General features: G+C 71.9%; 15 protein-coding genes. 4 read left to right on the top strand and 11 right to left on the bottom strand.

What is annotated here, in order from left to right:
- Window positions 1-90 precede the first annotated feature (90 nt).
- A complete protein-coding gene (locus AB0C62_RS02245; RefSeq protein WP_362969190.1) occupies window positions 91-885 on the top strand; it encodes a metal-dependent hydrolase in 795 nt (264 codons plus the stop codon).
- Between the two features lie 29 nt (window positions 886-914).
- On the opposite strand, the gene AB0C62_RS02240 is transcribed toward AB0C62_RS02245, so the two are convergent.
- The 4 genes from AB0C62_RS02240 to AB0C62_RS02225 form a co-directional block, all read right to left on the bottom strand.
- Complete coding sequence (locus AB0C62_RS02240; protein ID WP_362969189.1) at window positions 915-1,190, bottom strand: type B 50S ribosomal protein L31; 276 nt, start codon at window positions 1,188-1,190, stop codon at window positions 915-917.
- A gap of 39 nt (window positions 1,191-1,229) precedes the next feature.
- Window positions 1,230-1,700 carry a DUF5709 domain-containing protein gene (locus AB0C62_RS02235; protein ID WP_362969188.1) on the bottom strand — a complete coding sequence of 157 codons (471 nt, stop codon included), beginning with the start codon at window positions 1,698-1,700 and terminating at the stop codon, window positions 1,230-1,232.
- A 525-nt stretch (window positions 1,701-2,225) separates the two neighbouring features.
- A complete protein-coding gene (locus AB0C62_RS02230; protein WP_362969187.1) occupies window positions 2,226-4,073 on the bottom strand; it encodes an ABC transporter ATP-binding protein in 1,848 nt (615 codons plus the stop codon).
- Complete coding sequence (locus AB0C62_RS02225; protein WP_362969186.1) at window positions 4,070-5,938, bottom strand: ABC transporter ATP-binding protein; 1,869 nt, start codon at window positions 5,936-5,938, stop codon at window positions 4,070-4,072. Before AB0C62_RS02225 ends, AB0C62_RS02230 begins: the two co-directional genes overlap by 4 nt.
- 245 nt (window positions 5,939-6,183) lie before the next feature.
- On the opposite strand from AB0C62_RS02225, the gene AB0C62_RS02220 reads away from it, so the two are divergent.
- Window positions 6,184-6,933 carry a L,D-transpeptidase family protein gene (locus AB0C62_RS02220; RefSeq protein WP_355866576.1) on the top strand — a complete coding sequence of 250 codons (750 nt, stop codon included), beginning with the start codon at window positions 6,184-6,186 and terminating at the stop codon, window positions 6,931-6,933.
- Here AB0C62_RS02220 and AB0C62_RS02215 read toward each other — a convergent pair.
- On the bottom strand, window positions 6,930-9,968 hold the full coding sequence (locus AB0C62_RS02215) for an FAD-binding and (Fe-S)-binding domain-containing protein (protein WP_362969185.1): 3,039 nt from the start codon (window positions 9,966-9,968) through the stop codon (window positions 6,930-6,932). The two genes, AB0C62_RS02220 and AB0C62_RS02215, sit on opposite strands and share 4 nt — an antisense overlap.
- 97 nt (window positions 9,969-10,065) lie before the next feature.
- Complete coding sequence (locus tag AB0C62_RS02210; protein WP_362969184.1) at window positions 10,066-10,521, bottom strand: MarR family transcriptional regulator; 456 nt, start codon at window positions 10,519-10,521, stop codon at window positions 10,066-10,068.
- Between the two features lie 156 nt (window positions 10,522-10,677).
- On the opposite strand from AB0C62_RS02210, the gene AB0C62_RS02205 reads away from it, so the two are divergent.
- Entirely contained in the window at window positions 10,678-12,477 is a 1,800-nt protein-coding gene (locus AB0C62_RS02205; protein WP_362969183.1) for an ABC transporter ATP-binding protein, read from the top strand.
- Window positions 12,478-12,521: 44 nt separating this feature from the next.
- Complete coding sequence (gene mltG, locus AB0C62_RS02200; protein ID WP_362969182.1) at window positions 12,522-13,391, top strand: endolytic transglycosylase MltG; 870 nt, start codon at window positions 12,522-12,524, stop codon at window positions 13,389-13,391.
- 66 nt (window positions 13,392-13,457) lie between these two features.
- On the opposite strand, the gene AB0C62_RS02195 is transcribed toward mltG, so the two are convergent.
- From AB0C62_RS02195 to AB0C62_RS02175, 5 genes are all read right to left on the bottom strand, one after another.
- Window positions 13,458-14,546 carry an NAD(P)-binding domain-containing protein gene (locus tag AB0C62_RS02195; protein WP_362969181.1) on the bottom strand — a complete coding sequence of 363 codons (1,089 nt, stop codon included), beginning with the start codon at window positions 14,544-14,546 and terminating at the stop codon, window positions 13,458-13,460.
- Window positions 14,547-14,621: 75 nt separating this feature from the next.
- Complete coding sequence (locus AB0C62_RS02190) at window positions 14,622-15,776, bottom strand: LLM class flavin-dependent oxidoreductase (RefSeq protein WP_362969180.1); 1,155 nt, start codon at window positions 15,774-15,776, stop codon at window positions 14,622-14,624.
- Window positions 15,776-16,807, bottom strand: a complete 1,032-nt coding sequence (locus AB0C62_RS02185; protein ID WP_362969179.1) for an ABC transporter substrate-binding protein — start codon at window positions 16,805-16,807, stop codon at window positions 15,776-15,778. The genes AB0C62_RS02190 and AB0C62_RS02185 overlap by 1 nt, the downstream gene beginning before the upstream one ends.
- Window positions 16,808-16,880: 73 nt before the next feature.
- On the bottom strand, window positions 16,881-17,627 hold the full coding sequence (locus AB0C62_RS02180) for an ABC transporter ATP-binding protein (RefSeq protein ID WP_362969178.1): 747 nt from the start codon (window positions 17,625-17,627) through the stop codon (window positions 16,881-16,883).
- Complete coding sequence (locus AB0C62_RS02175) at window positions 17,600-18,517, bottom strand: ABC transporter permease (RefSeq protein ID WP_362969177.1); 918 nt, start codon at window positions 18,515-18,517, stop codon at window positions 17,600-17,602. Before AB0C62_RS02175 ends, AB0C62_RS02180 begins: the two co-directional genes overlap by 28 nt.
- Window positions 18,518-18,647: the final 130 nt, after the last annotated feature.

Below are 18,647 nucleotides of genomic sequence, written 5' to 3'. Positions count from 1 at the left end.
ATCACGAACGCTACGCTGTGTCGCCGACGACGCGTCAGCACGCACGGGCAACTGGGCAGCGGCACAAGAGGAACGGGGCGGGGAACGGCCATGATGGGACCAGCACACTCACTGTCGGGAGCCGCGGCCTGGCTCGGCGTCGGAGCGGCCGCCGCCGCGGCCGGTCACACGATGCCCTGGCCGGTCCTCCTGGTCGGCGCGCTGATCTGCGCGGGTGCCGCCCTCGCCCCGGACCTCGACCACAAGGCCGCCACCATCTCGCGCGCCTTCGGACCCGTGTCCCGGGGCCTGTGCGAGATCGTCGACAAGCTGTCGTACGCCGTCTACAAGGGGACCAGGAAGCAGGGCGACCCCCGGCGCTCCGGCGGCCACCGCACGCTGACGCACACCTGGCTGTGGGCGGTGCTGATAGGCGCGGGCGCCTCCGTGCTGGCGATCACCGGCGGCCGCTGGGCGGTCCTCGCCCTCCTCTTCGTGCACATGGTCCTCGCCATCGAGGGCCTGCTGTGGCGGGCCGCCCGCGGGTCCAGCAGCGACGTGCTGGTGTGGCTCCTCGCCGCGACGAGCGCGTGGATCCTCGCCGGAATACTGGACAAGCCGGGCAACGGCTCGCACTGGCTGTTCGCCTCGCCAGGCCAGGAGTATCTGTGGCTCGGCCTGCCGATCGTCCTCGGCGCGCTGGTTCACGACATCGGGGACGCGCTCACGGTGTCGGGCTGCCCGATCCTGTGGCCCATCCCGGTCGGCCGCAAGCGCTGGTACCCGATCGGGCCGCCCAAGGTGATGCGGTTCCGCGCCGGCAGCTGGGTCGAGCTCAAGGTGCTGATGCCCGCCTTCATGCTGCTGGGCGGCGTGGGGTGCGCGGCCGCGATGAACTTCATCTGAGCCGGACCGTCTCAGGCAGCCGGTACGGCTCAGGCGCTCCCGGCTCCGTCGGATCCCTGTCCGCCGCCTCCGTATCGACGCTCGAACTGGGCGACGCGCCCCTCGGAGTCCACGGTGCGAGCCTTGCCCGTGTAGAACGGGTGGCTCTCCGAGGAGATCTCCACGTCGACGACCGGGTAGGTCTCTCCGTCGTCCCACTCGATGGTGCGTTCGCTCGTGGCGGTCGAGCGGGTGAGGAAGGCGTAGCCGGCGCTGCGGTCACGGAAGACCACGGCATGGTAGTCGGGCTGCTTGTCCTGCTGCATGGATGCTCCTTCGGGGGAGTGACCTGGGCCGGGCGTCGGTCAGCCGGACACGGAGTCCTCGTCGACGATGTGCATGGCGGCCTCCTCGGCCGAGGCCGCGGCGCCGTCGATGCCGATGTCCGTCGCGATGAGCCCGCTCTCCTCATCCTCGTGCGCCCCCTCGTCCGGTGCCACCAGACGACCGGAGCGACGGTCGCCGACCTCGTCGTCGAGGGGCTCGCCGTCGGTGCCCTCGATATCGCCGATGCCGTCGCCGTCGGACGCGGATACGTCGGGCAACTCCTCCGCGAGGCGTTCCTCCAGGGTCTCGCCCGCGACGGCCTCCGACGCGGTCACGCCCTGATGCTCCACCGCCCAGGGCCGCTCCGGCGGCGACCAGCCGCGGTCCAGGGGGTCGTCGACGCCGTCGGTGGTGAGGGTGTCCTCCGCGTCGAGCAGCCCCGCGTCGTCCTGTACCTCGGATCCGTCGGGCTGGTAGACCTCGTCTCCCCAACCGTCGGCGCTGTCCACGAGTACCTCCAGGGGGTGCGGACGGGACCGGCTCCGCCGAAACCGACGACGGGCGCGCGGGCCACGGGACACGGCTGTCGCCCCACGCGAACCGGGTGGTTCCCGGGGGTCCCCCGAGCGGGTGTCCACATCCAGCCTTCCACCCCCCTTCGGCACCGCGCAACGCCACAGCGGCGGACCTGCGGCGCCGCACGGGCCGACGACGGGGTCAGGCCCGTGTCGACGAAGCGCCTCGAACGCAGGCGGGGTCCCGCTCCCGTGGGGAAAGGGAACGCCACCTGCCCGGGCGGCCGGGGCCAGGAAGGTTGCCTCGGTCAGGGCCGCCCGAGCGGCCCTGACCGTCCCCGTCCGTGCTGCGCGCGGGTGTGGCAGGCCCCCGCTCGGGGGGCCTACTCCGGCGGGCAGTGGCCAACCGTCGGCGGGGCGCCCGCAGGCACCCCGGGGCGGTACACCACCGGCGTCGGTCACCCGCACGCCCCAGGCCGCCCGGTCCACCCGCACGCCCCAGGCCGCCCGGTCCCGGGCTCACCCGTGCCAGGACCGCCACAGGGCCGCGTAGGCGCCGTCCGCCGCGACCAGCTGGTCGTGGCTTCCCAGCTCGCTGATCCGACCCTTCTCTACGACGGCGATGACATCCGCGTCATGGGCCGTGTGGAGCCGGTGGGCGATCGCGATGACGGTGCGGCCGTCCAGGACCCGGGCCAGCGAGCGTTCCAGATGACGCGCCGCACGGGGGTCCAGCAGCGAGGTGGCCTCGTCCAGGACCAGCGTGTGCGGGTCCGCGAGGACCAGCCGGGCGAGTGCGATCTGCTGGGCCTGCGCGGGTGTGAGCGCGAATCCGCCCGACCCCACCTCGGTGTCCAGACCGTCGTCCAGTGCCTGGGCCCACCCGTCGGCGTCCACCGCGCCGAGAGCCGCCCACAGCCGTGCGTCGACGGAGGCGTCGAGGCCGGCGGCATCGGCGGCGGCATCCACGGGCGCCCCTGCGGCCGGGCGATGCCGGGCGCGGGGGACGGCGAGCAGCAGGTTGTCGCGCAGGGAGCCCACGAAGACGTGGTGTTCCTGGTTGACGAGGGCGACGTGCGAGCGGACCTCCTCGGCGGGCATTCGGGACAGTTCGGCGCCGCCGAGGGTGATCCGGCCGTCCCGGGGTGCGTAGATCCCGGCGAGCAGCCGGCCCAGCGTGGACTTGCCCGCGCCGGACGGGCCGACCAGTGCGACCCGGGTCCCGGGCGGTACCGCGAGCGTGACGTCACGGAGCACGTCCACGCCGGCGCGGTAGCCGAAGTGGACCCCGTCCGCGTGCACGTCACGTCCGTCCGGTGCCACGGCGGGATCGCCCGCGGCGGGCTCGATGTCCCGGACGCCGACGAGACGGGCCAGGGAGACCTGGGCGACCTGAAGCTCGTCGTACCAGCGCAGGATCAGGCCCACCGGGTCGACGAGCATCTGCGCGATGAGTGCACCCGTCGTCAGCTGGCCCACCCCGATCCAGCCGTGGAGGGTGAAGACCCCGCCCACCATCAGGACCGAGCAGAGCACCGTCACATGGGTGATGTTGACGATCGGGAAGAGGACGGACCGCAGCCAGAGCGTGTACCGCTCCCACGCCGTCCATTCCTTGACGCGGCGGTCCGACAGGTCGATGCGGCGCCTGCCCAGCCGGTGCGACTCGACGGTGCGTCCGGCATCCACGGTCTCGGCGAGGACGGCTGCGACGGCCGCGTAGCCTGCGGCCTCCGACCGGTAGGCGGCCGGTGCCCGCTTGAAGTACCAGCGGCAGCCCACGACCAGCAGCGGGACGGCGATCAGGACCGCGGGTGCGAGCACCGGTGCCGTGACGGTGAGCCCGCCGAGCAGCAGTGCCGCCCACACCACACCGATGGCCAGTTGCGGAACGGCCTCGCGCATGGCGTTGGCGAGCCGGTCGATGTCGGTGGTGATGCGGGACAGCAGGTCGCCCGTCCCGGCGCGTTCCAGCACGCCGGGCGGCAGTCCGACCGACCGTACGAGGAAGTCCTCGCGCAGGTCGGCCAGCATGCGCTCGCCCAGCATGGCGCCGCGCAGCCGCACCTGCCGTACGAACACGGCCTGGACGACGAGCGCGACGACGAACAGGGCGGCGGTGCGCCCCAGATGGAGGTCACGGGTGTGGTCCGTGACCCGTTCGACGACCGAGCCCAGCAGATAGGGCCCGGCCATCGAGGCCACGACGGCCACCGTGTTGACGCCGACCAGCAGGAGGAAGGCCGTGCGGTGACGTCGGAACAGTTCGGTCACGTAGGCGCGTACGGTCGCGGGTGCGCCGACGGGCAGGGTGGTCGCCGTCGTCGGGGCGGCCGGGTCGTACGCCGGGGGCGCCACGCCGATCATGCGGTCTCCTCGATTTCTTCCAGTACGCCGTTCAGCACGGCTTCGTCATCGGGGGTCACATCGCCCAGAGAGGCCCGGGCGGCGGCCTCGGTGGCCGCTTCCTCCTCGGTCTCCCGGGTCACCACGGCCCGGTACAGCGGCTCGTCGTGCACCAGTTCGCGGTGCGTTCCGACCGCGGCGACCCGGCCCTCGTGGACGAGGACCACCCGGTCCGCGTGGTCGAGGAGCAGCGGCGAGGAGGTGAACACGACCGTCGTCCGCCCGGCCCGCAGGGTCCGCAACCCCTCGGCGATCCGGGCCTCGGTGTGGGAGTCGACCGCGGACGTCGGCTCGTCCAGGACGAGCACCTCCGGGTCCGTGATCAGCGACCGGGCCAGCGCGAGTCGCTGGCGCTGGCCGCCGGACAGGGACCGTCCGCGTTCGGTGATGCGGGCGTCCATCGGGTCCTCGACATCCAGCGATCCCTGGGTGAGGGCGTCCAGCACGTCACCGCACTGCGCGGCCTCCAGCGCCGAACCGGCACTGACCCGTCCGGAGGCGGGCACGTCGAGCAGCTCCCGCAGGGAGCCGGACAGCAGCACCGGGTCCTTGTCCTGGACGAGGACGGCGGTGCGCGCGGAGTCCAGGGGCAGTTCGTCCAGCGGCACGTTGCCGAGGAGCACCGAGCCGCTGGACGCGACGCCCTCGACGCTGACCTCGGCGGTCCGCTCGGACGGATGGCCGCCGAGGCGCTCGGCCAGCAGACCGGCCGCGTCCGGGTCGCCGCACACCACGGCGGTCAGCCGGCCGGCCGGAGCGAGCAGCCGGGTCGCCGGGTCGTACAGATCGCCGGACGGTGCCTGCGCCGCACGTGAGCCGTCGCTGTCCATGGCGCGGTCCAGGGCCAGGACGCGTGCGGCCCGTTTGGCGGACGGGCGCGAGAACGACCAGGCCATCGCGATCTCCTCGAAGTGCCGCAGAGGATAGGTGAGCAGCATGACGGCGCTGTACACGGTGACGAGTTCGCCGACGTCGATCCGCCCGTCGCGGGCCAGCAGCACGCCGCGCCAGACGACGGCGATCATCAGCAGACCCGGCAGGAGCACCTGGATCGCGGCGATCAGGGACCACATGCGGGCGCTGCGCACAGCGGCGTGGCGCACCTCCTGGGAGGCACGGCGGTAGCGGTCGAGGAAGAGCTCCTCGCCGCCGATGCCGCGCAGGACCCGCAGACCCGCGACGGTGTCGGAGGCCAGCTCGGTGGCGCGGCCCGCCTTCTCCCGCTGGGCGTCGGCCCGGCCGGTGGCGCGGGGCAGGAGGGGCAGCACGGCGAGGGCGAGGACCGGCACGCCGACGGCGACGATGACGCCGAGCGCCGGCTGGTAGACGACCAGCCCGACGCAGACCAGCACCACCGTCAGGGCGGCCGCCGTGAACCGGGACACCGCCTCGACGAACCAGCCGATCTTCTCGACGTCGCCGGTCGACACCGCGACCACCTCACCCGCCGCGACGCGCCGTGTCAGCGCCGAGCCCAGGAGGGCAGTCCTGCGGGCCAGCAGCTGCTGGACGCGCGCGGCCGCGGTGATCCAGTTGGTGACCGCGGTGCGGTGCAGCATGGTCTCGCCGAGGGCGATACAGGCGCCGCACAGCGCCATGAGTCCGCCGGTCAGGGCGAGCCGGGTGCCGGAGCGGTCGATGACGGCCTGGACGGCCATACCCACACAGAACGGCAGGGCCGAGACGGCCACGAAGTGCAGCAGACCCCAGGCCAGCGCCTTGAACTGTCCGCCCAGCTGATTCCGTCCGAGCCACCACAGGAATCGGGGACCCGAGCGGGCGTCCGGCACACCCGGGTCGGGATACGGAAGGTCTTGAATCTGCATGACGTCCCAGGGGCTCGTGTCAGGTGGCGGAGGAGGAGCCGCCGGTCTCCGGCAACCGGCCGGTCGCGGGGACCGGCGACAACCGGTCGCGGAGACCGGCAACAAACCGTGAAAGGTTCGCGTCGTAACGTGGTGGAAGGCAAACGATTTTCCGGCCGGGAGCATGGATCCGGCCTGATCGGCCGCGACTGGCCGGGGAGCGGGAGAGGACGATTCGTCAGCTACGTGGTGCGAGGATGGACGGCATGCGAATGAACGGTGCGATGCGTACGGGGCTCGCCGCAGTGACCTGCGGGACCCTTGCCGTCGGTCTCGCGGCCTGTGGTGGCTCGGCGGACGGCGGGGCGAAGGACGTGAAGGGAAACGCGGGATCGGCCGGAAAGGCGGCCCGCACCAGCGCTCCCCCGGCGGACCCGACCCGCATCCCGGACGTGGGTGACCGGCTCCAGAAGAAGATCCCGTCCGACTCCCGTCAGGTCCTGGCGGTCTACGGCGAGGGCAAGGACTCGGCGACGTCCACCGCCGTGCTGTACACGAAGTCCGGCAAGAACTGGAAGAAGACCATCAGCTGGGCCGCGCACAACGGCAAGAAGGGCTGGACGACCGACCACCACGAGGACGACAAGCGCAGTCCCGTGGGTGTGTACACGCTCAGCGACGCGGGCGGTGTGCTCGACGACCCGGGCGCCCGGCTGCCGTACACGCAGTCGGAGGACTTCCAGGCACCGCACTACTGGGCGAAGTCGCACTGGCACGACTTCGACTACGTCATCGCCATCGACTACAACCGGCTCAAGGGCAATCCGCCGGACGACGGCACCCGCCCGTGGGGTGACGAGAAGGGCGGCGGCATCTGGCTGCACCTGGACCACGGCAGCGGCACCTCGGCCTGTGTGAGCCTGCCCAAGTCCGGTATGGAGTACCTGCTGCGCACGCTCGACCCCGATCAGCACCCGGTCGTGGTGATGGGCGACAAGGCGGACCTCAAGGCCTAGGACCTGTCGTCTGGATCATGTGGCGGGACGTGGGGCTGGATGCGCCTATCTGCTGCGTTGTCGTCGGTTGCCGACGCTCCGCGTCGTCGGCTGCCCGCGCCGCCTTCGTGTGCGGCCGGGTCACGGGTCGCGCGTTCCAGCTCCAGGAGCGCGGAGTAGTAGCCGCGGCCCGTCGTGTGGTCCATCCCCACCTCGCACATGCGGTTCGCCGACAGATGCGCGTCGAAGGTGCGGGAGGTGACGAACGCCGCCTCCTCGCGGGTGGCCGACTCGGTCAGTTCCCGGTGGAGCATGCCGCGGTCGCCCGCGAAGGCGCAGCACCCGGCGTCGTCGGGCACCACCACCTCCTCGGCACAGGCCTCGGCCACCGCGCGCAGTTGGGCCTCGTCGCCCAAGTGCCGCATGGAGCAGGTCGGATGGAGCACCGCGGAGGCGACGGTGCGGTGCACGGTCAGGTGGGGGAGCAGCTCCTCCGCCGCCCACACCAGGGAGTCGACCACCGTCAGCCCGGCGTGCAACTCCCGGTTGTCGGGGGTCAGATACGGCACGACCTCGCGCGCGATGCCGAGCGTGCAGGACGACGCGTCCACGACGAGCGGCAGCCGGCCGCCCGCGGTCCAGCCCCAGGCGGCCTCGACGATCCGGTTGGCCATGACGGCGTTGCCCGCGTCGTATCCCTTGGAGTGCCAGATCGTCGCGCAGCACGTGCCCGACACGTCGTCCGGGATCCAGACCGGCCGGCCGGCGCGCTCCGAGACCGCCACGACGGCCTGCGCGAGCGACACGTCTCCGGGGCTGGCGAAGATGCGGTTGACGCAGGCCGGGTAGTAGACGGCGACGGCCCCCACCCGCGCGGTGTCCGGCAGGGGCGCGGGCGCCGCCCCGGGCATCCGGGGCAGCCACTCGGGGACGAGGTCCGGGCGTACGGCCCTGCGCGCCATCCGGGTCACGGCGCTCACCCACCGGTCGCCGACCCGGTCCGCGGCGGCGACGGCCAACCGCGCGGAGGCTTCGAGCGCCCGGAAGTTCCGTGCGGCCAGCGCTGCCACGCGCTCCTCGCGCGCCGAGTGACGGGCGTGGCGGAAGTCCTTCATCAGGGCGCCCGTGTCGATCCCGACCGGGCAGGCGAGTTTGCAGGTCGCGTCGCCGGCGCACGTGTCCACGGCGGCGTACCCGTAGGCGTCCAGGAGGTTGTCCCCGACCGGTGAGCCGTCGGGTTGGCGCATCATCTCCCGGCGCAGCACGATCCGTTGGCGGGGTGTGGTCGTCAGGTCCCGGCTGGGGCAGGTCGGTTCGCAGAAGCCGCACTCGATGCACGGGTCGGCGATCGCCTCGATGCGCGGGATCGTCTTCAGGCCCCGCAGGTGTGCCCGCGGATCGCGGTCGAGGACGACGCGGGGCGCGAGCACCCCGTCCGGATCGATCAGTCGCTTCGTCCGCCACATCAACTCCGTCGCCACCGGCCCCCATTCGAGCTCCAGGAAGGGCGCGATGTTGCGTCCGGTGGCGTGTTCGGCCTTCAGTGAGCCGTCGAAGCGCTCGACGGTGAGCCGGCAGAACGCGTCCATGAACGCGGCGTACCGCTCCACGTCGTTCTCCCGGGACGCGTCGAAGGCCAGCAGGAAGTGCAGGTTGCCGTGCGCGGCGTGGCCCGCGACCGCCGCGTCGAAACCGTGCCGGGTCTGGAGGTCGAGGAGCGCCTCGCAGGCCTCCGCGAGCCGCTCCGGAGGCACCGCGAAGTCCTCCGTGATCAGTGTCGTACCGGACGGGCGTGCCCCGCCGACCGCCGTGACGAACGCCTTGCGCGCCTTCCAGTACCCGCCGACGGTCCTTTGGTCGCGGGTGAGGGAGTTCGTCACCGACGCCACCGGGGAGACCAGCGTCAGCCCTTCCAGCACCGCCCGCGCCTTCTCCTCGTACGTCTCCCGCGCGGCCTCGTCCGCGGCGCGGAACTCGACGAGCAGCGCGGTCGTCGGCCCGGGGAGATCCGCCCAGTCGCCGGGCACGCCCTCGACGCTCACCGAGGCGCGCAGGGTGTTGCCGTCCATCAGCTCGACGGCCGAGGCGCCCGCGGCGGTGAACAGGGGAACGGCGGCGGCCGCGGCGGTCAGCGATCCGAAGAAGAACAGCCCCGCCGTGACCCGCCGCTCCAGCGGCAGGGTGTCGAGGACCACTTCCGAGATGAAGCCGAAGGTACCCTCCGAGCCGACCATCAGGCCGCGCAGGATCTCGACGGGTGTGGAGCCGTCGAGGAAGGCGTCGAGGCGGTAGCCGTTGGTGTTCTTGATCGCGTACTTGGCGCGGACACGGGCCGTCAGGGCCACGTCCGACTCGATCTCCGCCTTGATGCGCAGGAGCCCGGCGCACAGGTCCGGTTCGGCGTGCGCGAGCTGCTCGTCGGCATCGGGCTCGGCCGTGTCCACGACGGTCCCCGACGGCAGGACGAACGTGAGCGAGGCGAGGGTGCGGTAGGAGTTGCGGTGGGTCCCCGCCGTCATGCCGGAGGCGTTGTTCGCCACCACTCCGCCGACCGTGCAGGCGATCGCGCTGGCCGGATCGGGGCCGAGCACGCGCCCGTGGCGGGCGAGCGAGGCGTTGGCGCGGGCGATCGTCGTGCCCGGTGCGATACGCGCCCGCGCGCCGCCGTCGAGGATCTCGACGCCGGTCCAGTGGCGGCGCACGTCGACGAGGATGTCCTCGCCCTGGGCCTGGCCGTTGAGCGAGGTGCCCGCAGCACGGAACACGACCTCGCGGCCCTTGCCGTGCGCGTACGAGAGGACCGCCGAGACGTCGTCGATGTCCTCGGGAACCACGACGACCCGTGGCAGGAAGCGGTAGGGGCTGGCGTCGGAGGCGTAGCGGACGAGGTCGGAGATCCCGGTGAGCACCTTGTCGGCACCGAGCAGGGCGATCAGGTCGCCGCGCAGCGGCTCGGGGGTGCCTCCGGCGCGGTCCTCGGGGACCCGGTCGGACGCGGGCGCCTCGGGATGCGCGTCGGGGCGCAGGGCCTCGGGGTCGGGCTCCAGCAGGGGCATCGCGCACCACTCCTCACAGGCTCACCGGACGTCCGGGCGCCGGCGTCGGCGCCCGTGCCCGGCGGTTCCGGCGCCCGGCCTCGGGCGCCGAGCCGCCTCAGCAGGGATGCTCGACCCTCGGCACCCCGTCCACCAGGGTGTCCAGCAGTCCGCCGAGCACCTCACGCTGCTCGTCCGTCAGTGGAGCCAGGATCTCCTCCGCGGCGCCGCGGCGCGCGGCGCGCAGCTCTCGCAGCGCGGAGCGGCCCTCGTCCGTGACCTCGATGCGGATGACGCGCCGGTTGGTGGGATCCGGGACCCGGCGCACCTTCCCGCCGGACTCCAGGGCGTCGACCAGGGTGGTCACGGCCCGCGGCACCACTTCGAGGCGCTCGGCGAGATCGGCCATCCGGGGCGGCGAGCTGTAGTGCGCGAGGGTGCGCAGCAGGCGCGACTGGGCCGGTGTGATGCCCAGCTCGCGCTGCTCCAGATGGCGCTTCTGGATGCGGTGCACGCGGCGCGTGAGGCGCAGCAACTGCTCGGCGAGCAGGCCGTCGGCATCGGGGGTGGTCATGCGGGAACAATATCAGGATGCGGTTCATTGTGAGTATAGGTAACAATGAGCTAGGCTCCGTCAATCGCCGGATCCTCACGGTGTACCCGTGGGCGCGCAGGCCGCGCGCTCCCGGTACTCCCGCACCTCCCGTATTCCCGCTTCCCTAGGAGTCCATTGCCTCCCGAACACATCACATGGAGCCCGCCACCTGCCGACAAGGAACAGCCCCGGCAGGTGCGGCGCATCCTGAGCCTCTTCCGCCCCTACCGGGGCCGCCTCGCGATCGTCGGCCTGCTGGTCGGCGCCGCGTCCCTCGTGTCCGTCGCCACGCCCTTCCTGCTGAAGGCGATCCTGGACACGGCCATCCCGCAGGGCCGCACGGGCCTGCTGAGCCTGCTCGCGCTCGGCATGATCCTCAGCGCCGTCCTCAGCGGCGTCTTCGGCGTCCTGCAGACCCTGATCTCCACGACCGTCGGCCAGCGCGTCATGCACGACCTGCGCACCGCCGTCTACGGCCGGCTCCAGCGCATGTCGCTGGCCTTCTTCACCAGGACGCGCACGGGCGAGGTCCAGTCCCGCATCGCCAACGACATCGGCGGCATGCAGGCCACCGTCACCTCCACCGCGACCTCCCTGGTCTCGAACCTCACCAGCGTGATCGCCACGATCGTCGCCATGATCGCCCTGGACTGGCGGCTGACCGTCGTCTCGCTGCTCCTGCTCCCGGTGTTCGTCTGGATCAGCCGCCGCGTCGGCAACGAACGCAAGCGGATCACCACCCAGCGGCAGAAGCAGATGGCGGCGATGGCCGCCACCGTCACCGAGTCGCTCTCCGTCAGCGGCATCCTGCTCGGCCGCACCATGGGCCGGTCGGACTCGCTGACGAAGTCCTTCGCGGAGGAGTCCGAGGGCCTGGTCGACCTCGAAGTGCGGTCGAACATGGCAGGACGCTGGCGCATGTCCGTCATCGGCATCGTCATGGCCGCCATGCCCGCCTTCATCTACTGGACCGCGGGCGTCGCCCTCCAGCTCGGCGGACCGACCATCTCGATCGGTACCCTCGTCGCCTTCGTCTCGCTCCAGCAGGGCCTGTTCCGGCCCACGGTCAGCCTGCTGTCCACCGGCGTGCAGATCCAGACCTCGCTGGCGCTCTTCCAGCGCATCTTCGAGTACCTCGACCTGCCCATCGACATCACGGAGCCCGAGCGCCCGGTCCACCTCGACCAGGTCAAGGGCGAGATCCGCTTCGAGGACGTCGAGTTCCGCTACGACGACAAGGGCGCCCCGATCCTCGACGCCATCGACGTCACCGTCCCGGCCGGCGGCAGCCTCGCCGTCGTCGGACCGACCGGATCCGGCAAGTCCACGCTCAGCTATCTGGTGCCGCGGCTGTACGACGTCACCGGCGGCCGCGTGACCCTGGACGGGGTGGACGTGCGCGACCTCGACTTCGACACCCTGGCCCGCGCGGTCGGCGTCGTCTCGCAGGAGACGTACCTCTTCCACGCCTCGGTCGCGGAGAACCTGCGGTTCGCCAAGCCCGACGCCACCGACGAGGAGCTGTACACGGCTGCGCGCGCGGCCCAGATCCACGACCACATCGCCGCACTGCCCGACGGGTACGACACGGTCGTCGGCGAACGTGGCCACCGCTTCTCCGGCGGCGAGAAGCAGCGCCTCGCCATCGCCCGCACCATCCTGCGCGACCCGCCCGTGCTCGTGCTCGACGAGGCGACCAGCGCGCTGGACACCCGCACGGAGCACGCCGTGCAGGAGGCCATCGACGCCCTGTCGGCCAACCGCACCACGATCACCATCGCCCACCGGCTGTCCACGATCCGCGGCGCCGACCAGATCGTGGTCCTCGACGCCGGCCGTGCGGTCGAGCGCGGAGCGCACGAGGAACTCCTGGATCAGGGCGGGCGCTACGCCGCCCTCGTGCACCGGGACGCCCAACTGGAGCCGACAAGATGACGATATGCCGGGTTTGTGTGCATTAGCGGGTTAACGTGCCCGCTATGCAGATGAACACTCCGCCACGGAGCACGATTCGACTGACGCGCCGGGGCCGGGTCGCCCTCATCGCGACCGGAGCCGTCGTGGCGGCCACCGCCGTGGCGGTGCCGCTGCTCAGCATGGGACGAGACCAGGACGAGGCCCCGAAGGCACTGGTCATCCCGGAGGGCTGGCGCTCCGGCCAGGTCTACTCGGCCGTCGACAAGGCCCTGCGGATGCCCGCGGGCACCACGAAGAAGTCCCTCGCCAAGGCGAACCTGAAGCTTCCCAACGACGCCGAGGGCAACCCCGAGGGCTATCTCTTCCCGGCGACGTATCCGCTCGGGAAGAAGTCGACGCCCGAGTCGCTGCTCACCTTCATGGTCGACACGGCGAACAAGAAGTTCAACGGCGCGCCGGTCGCCGCGGGCGCCCAGCGCAACGCGATGAACGTCTACCAGGCCGTCACCATCGCGAGCATCGTCCAGTCCGAGGCGGCGACCAGCGCGGACATGGGCAAGGTGGCCCGGGTCATCTTCAACCGCCTGGAGCGCGGCATGCCGCTGCAGATGGACTCCACCATCAACTACGCGATGAACCGCTCCACGCTGAACACCACGCAGAAGGACACCCGGCTCAACAGCCCCTACAACTCCTACCAGCGCATGGGACTGCCGCCCACGCCGATCGCCAACCCCGGCGAGGAGGCGATGCGCGTCGCGATCAACCCGCCCGCGGGCGACTGGCTGTACTTCGTCACGGTCAAGCCGGGCGACACCCGCTTCACGGCCAGCTACGAGGAGCACCAGCGCAACGTCGCCGAGTTCAACCGGAACCAGAGTCGCAAGAGCGCCTCTCCGACCGTCTCCGCCACCGCGTCACCCACCCACTGAGCCGCGCGTCGAGCGGCGCGGGGACCGGCGTGCCGCACCGGGCCACGCGGACCGACGCACGGGGCATCACACGGTGGCCGGCGAGGTCGCCAGCAGCCTCCTGATGTCCCGCACCGCGGCCCGTCCGGCCCGGTTGGCGCCGATCGTGCTCGCGGACGGCCCGTAGCCGACCAGATGGATGCGTGGATCGGCGACCACCCGTGTCCCCTCGACGCGGATGCCGCCGCCCGGCTCCCGCAGGCGCAGCGGAGCAAGGTGGTCGACGGCGGCCCGGAAACCGGTCGCCCAGAGGATCACGTCGGCGTCCACCCGCTGTCCGTCCGCCCACTCCACGCCGTCCGGGGTGATCCGGTCGAACATGGGACGCCGGTCCAGCACCCCGTCGGCCAGCCCCTGCCGGATCGCGTCGTTCAGCGGCAGCCCGGTCACGGAGACCACGCTGCGGGGCGGCAGCCCCTGCCGTACGCGTTCGTCCACCAGCGCGACGGCGGCCCGCCCGAACTCCTCGGTGAAGGGACCCTCGCGGAAGACCGGCGGGCGCCGCGTCACCCACGTGGTCGCTGCGGCGTGGTCCGCGATCTCCATCAGATGCTGGGTGCCGGAGGCGCCGCCGCCCACGACGACCACGCGCTGCCCGGCGAACTCCTCCGGGCCCGGGTACTGCGCCGTGTGCAACTGCCGTCCGCGGAAGGTCTCCTGGCCCGGATAGCGCGGCCAGAACGGCCGGTCCCAGGTGCCCGTCGCGTTGATCAGCGCCCGCGCGGACCACACTCCGTCGTCCGTCTCCACGAGCAGCCGGCCGTCGGGCCCCTCCCGGACCGCCGTGACATCCACGGGCCGTCGCACCCTCAGGTCGAAGGCGCGCTCGTAGGCGTCGAAGTACTCCCCGACGACCTCGGAGGAGGGGCGGCCCGGGTCGGCGTCCGTCAGCTCCATGCCGGGCAGCTCGTGCATCCCGTGCACCTTGCCGAACGTCAACGACGGCCACCGGAACTGCCAGGCGCCACCCGGCCGCGGCGCGTGGTCGAGGACGACGAAGTCCCGCCCGGGCTCGAAACCGGCACGCCGCAGGTGAGAGGCGCTGGACAGGCCCGCCTGCCCCGCGCCGACCACGACCACATCGACCTCACGCGCGCGTACCCCTGTGTCGTTCACGCTTCTACCAACCGGGGCGGGCTCCGGGATCTTCCCGCCGGGCGACACGGTGTGAGCCACCCGACGGGACCCGTGTCAGCGGCCGCTCGCCACGAGCAGCGGCGCTCCGCCTCCCGCCGTCGTGGCCTTCAACAGCCCCCGCGACGCCAGGTCCGGGATCACGCCCTCCCCGAACCAGTACGCCTCCTCCAGGTGCGGATATCCCGAGAACACGAAGTGCTCGACGCCGAGCGCGTGGTACTCCTCGATCCGGTCGGCGACCTCCGCGTGGCTGCCCACCAGGGCCGTGCCCGCCCCACCGCGCACCAGGCCGACGCCCGCCCACAGGTTCGGCGAGATCTCCAGGCCGTCGCGGGAGCCGCCGTGCAGCGCCAGCATCCGCTGCTGGCCCACCGACTCGCTCCGCCCGAGCGCCGCCTGCGCGGCCGCGACGGTGTCCCCGTCGAGATCGTCGAGCAGCCGGTTCGCGGTCGCCCACGCCTCGGCCGACGAGTCCCGCGAGATCGTGTGCAGCCGGATGCCGAACCGGACCGTGCGCCCCTCGCGCTCGGCGAGACCGCGGATCCAGTCCGTCTTCTCCTTCACCTGGGCCGGGGTCTCGCCCCAGGTGAGGTAGACGTCCGCGTGCCGGGCCGCGACCGGCCCCGCCGCGGCCGAGGAGCCGCCGAAGAAGATCTCCGGGAGCGGGTCGGGCGGCAGCGCCGTCAGGCCGCCCTCGACCTGGTAGTGAACGCCGTCGAAGTCGTACGGCTGCCCGCTCCACACCCCGCGGACGACCGAGAGGAACTCGTCCGTGCGGGCGTACCGCTGGTCGTGCCCGAGGTGGTCCCCGAAGCGCCGCTGTTCGGCCGAGTCGCCGCCGGTGACGACGTTCAGGAGCAGCCGCCCGCGGGTCACCCGCTGATACGTGGCCGCCATCTGGGCCGCGAGCGTCGGCGAGACGACACCTGGCCGGAACGCCACCAGGAACTTCAGCCGCTCGGTGTGCTGGGCGAGCGCCACCGTCGTCAGCCAGGCGTCCTCGCACCAGGTGCCGGTCGGGGTGAGCACCGCCTCGAAGCCCAACTGCTCGGCCGCCTTGGCGATCTGGGCCAGGTACTCGATGTCGGGGGCGCGCACACCGCTCGGCCGACGTGACCGGTCGAGGGTGTTGCCGGTGTAGGCGTGCCGGTCCACGAGGGTCCGCCCATCGCCGCCCGTGGGCAGGAACCAGTGCAGGTGGACGGTCATCAGGACTCCTTGAAGACGCGGGGTGCGGTGGTCGACGCCGGCAGGTCACCGTTGAACCGGGGATCCACGAAGCCACTGAAGTCGACCTTGCCGGGCAGCAGTTTCAGACCGGTGAAGGTGTCGGCGATCGCCTGCTCGGAGGCGATCAGCGGCTTGTCGACCGCGACCGCGATCCGGCTCGCGTTGGTGCGCTTCACCGACGCCAGCGCCACCTCGTACGGCAGACCGGTGTCCTTCGCCCACACCTTCGCCCACGCCTCCGGGTGGTCGTAGACCCAGTCCGTGGCGCGCCGCAGTCGCTCCAGATAGTCCTTCAGGGCCGCGGCCTTCTTCTTGTCCTGGAGCGCGCTCGGCGACGCCACCTGGAAGTTGAGCCCGTTGACGACCCCCTCGCCGTCGGCCAGGATCCGCCCCTGCTTCGCCTCCAGCACCTGCGAGGTGTACGGGTCCCACACCGCCCACGCGTCGACCTTGCCGCTGGTGAACGCGGCCAGTGCGTCGGCGGGCTGCAGGTACTTCACCTTGACGTCGGACGGCGTGAGCCCGGCCTCCTTCAGCGAGGCGATCAGCTGGTAGTGCGCGGACGAACCCTGCGCCACCGCAATGGACTTGCCCTTCAGCTCCTCGGGCTTTCGCAGAGTCGAGCTCTTCGGTACGAGGATGGCCTCGCCCTGGGAGTTGCCGTGCCAGGCGGCCACCACCGAGATCTTCGAGTGCGCCCCGGCCGCGAACACAGGGGGCGTGTTGCCGACGCCGCCGATGTCGACGGCCTTGGCGTTGACGGCCTCCAGGAGCGGTGGGCCGGAGGTGAACGTCGACCATTTGATCTTGTAGTCGAGGTCCTTGAGCTCCCCGGCGGCTCGGAGCACCGCCTCGGAACCGCCCTTCTGGTCGCCGACGTCGAGCGTGAGCGAGCCCTTGCCGTCGGTGCCGGAACCCGTGCTGGTCTCGGCTGCCGAGTTCCCGCCGCAGGCGGCGAGCAGCAGGGTCAGAGGCAGGAGCAGGGCGGCGGGGACGAGACGTCGTCGCATGAGGTTCCGTTCGTGGAGGTGGGTGAGCTGGGTGAGGTGAAGCGAGGTGAACTGGCGTGCGGGACGGTCGGGTTCAGGCCGCCTCGGCGGCGGTGTCGACGCCGAGCCGTTCCAGCAGGCCCGCGCGGAGCGCGGCGAACCGGGGGTCGGTGATGTCGCGGGGACGTTCCAGGTCGACGCGGGTCTCGTAGGCGATGACACCGTCGTCCATCACCAGGACTCGGTCGGCCAGCAACACGGCCTCCTCGACGTCATGGGTCACCAACAGAACGGCGCAGCCGCGGCGTTGCCACAACTCGCCGACGAGCCGCTGCGCCTTGATGCGGGTCAGCGCGTCGAGCGCGCCGAACGGCTCGTCCAGCAGCAGCAGATCGGGTTCGCGGACCAGGGCCCGGGCCAGCGACGCGCGCTGCGCCTCACCGCCGGACAGGGTCTTGGGCCAGGCGTCCGAGCGGTGGGTGAGGCCGACCTCGGTCAGTGCCCGCTCGGCGAGTGCGCGGCCGGGTTTGCCGGGCAGCCCGAGCAGGACGTTGCGCCACACCTTCTTCCACGGCATCAGCCGGGGCGACTGGAAGGCCACCGCCTTGCGGCGTGGGACCAGGACGGTGCCCTCGATGTCGCGGTCGAGTCCGGCGAGGATGCGCAGCAGTGTCGACTTGCCGCAGCCGCTGCGCCCGAGGAGGGCCACGAACTCACCCGGCCGCACGTCGAGTCGGAGGTGATCGATGACGGCCCGGCCGTCGAAGGAGCGGGTGAGGCCCTCGACCCGTACGGCCGGGGTCGCCTCGGGGCTCAACGGCCCGTGAACGTCGGTCGCCATTGCAGCAACAGCCTTTCGAGGGTGCGGACGACGAAGTCGGCGAACAGACCGAGGAAGGCGTAGACGATCAGGCAGACCACGATCACGTCGGTCCGCAGGAAGTCACGCGCCTGGACCATCAGGAAGCCGATGCCGGCGTCCGCGTTGATCTGCTCGGCGAAGACGAGCGCGAGCCAGGCGATGCCGAGGGAGTAACGCAGCCCCGTCATCGCGCCGGGCAGCGCGCCCGGCAGGATCACGTGCCGCACGAGCCCCCACCGGGACAGGCCGAGGGACTCACCCGCCTCGATGAGCTGGGAGTCGACGCCGCGGATGCCGGCGTAGACGTTCAGGTACAGCGGGAACGACACCCCGAGGGTGATGATCGCGACCTTCGGGGTCTCGCCGATGCCGAACCAGATGATGAACAGCGGGATGAGGCCGACGAAGGGCACCGTCCGCAGCATCTGGACGGAGGCGTCCACCAGGTCCTCGCCGATGCGGAACAGCCCCGACACCAGGGCGAGTCCGGTGCCGACGAGGGTGCCGAGGAGAAGGCCCACGGCGACGCGTTGCAGGGAGACGCCCATCGCCCCGGGCAGCGAACCGTCCGTGATCAGGTCCCGGCCGACCCGGGCGATGGTGCCCGGAGACGCGAGGACGTCGGGGGTCAACACTCCCGTGCTGCTGAGGAGTTGCCACAGGGCGAGCAGCAGGAGAGGTCCGGAGGTGCGACGCAGCCAGCGCGGAACGCGGGCGCGCCGGGTGGAGGCGGGAACGATGGGTTCGAGCTCGGGTGCCGCGTGGGCCGCGGGACCCGGCGCGTCCGGGTCCTGTGGGGATCCGCCCTTCTTGGACAGGCGGGAGGTGTCCGGCTCTGACGGGCCGGGCGGAGCATGGCTGATGCTCATGAGGGCTCCAGGGACGGAGGAGAGCGACCGGAAGTGCGCACGCCTGAGCCCCGACGCGTCAGTGGCTCAGGCGTGCGGACACGGGACAGCCGGACGTGCGGGACGGACAGAGCGCGAGTGCGCGGGGAAA

It is taken from the genome of Streptomyces sp. NPDC048643 (assembly GCF_040650615.1).
GTDB lineage: Bacteria > Actinomycetota > Actinomycetes > Streptomycetales > Streptomycetaceae > Streptomyces.
Note: the sequence above shows the minus strand (reverse complement) of the source record. Positions and strands in the feature narration are given on the sequence as shown.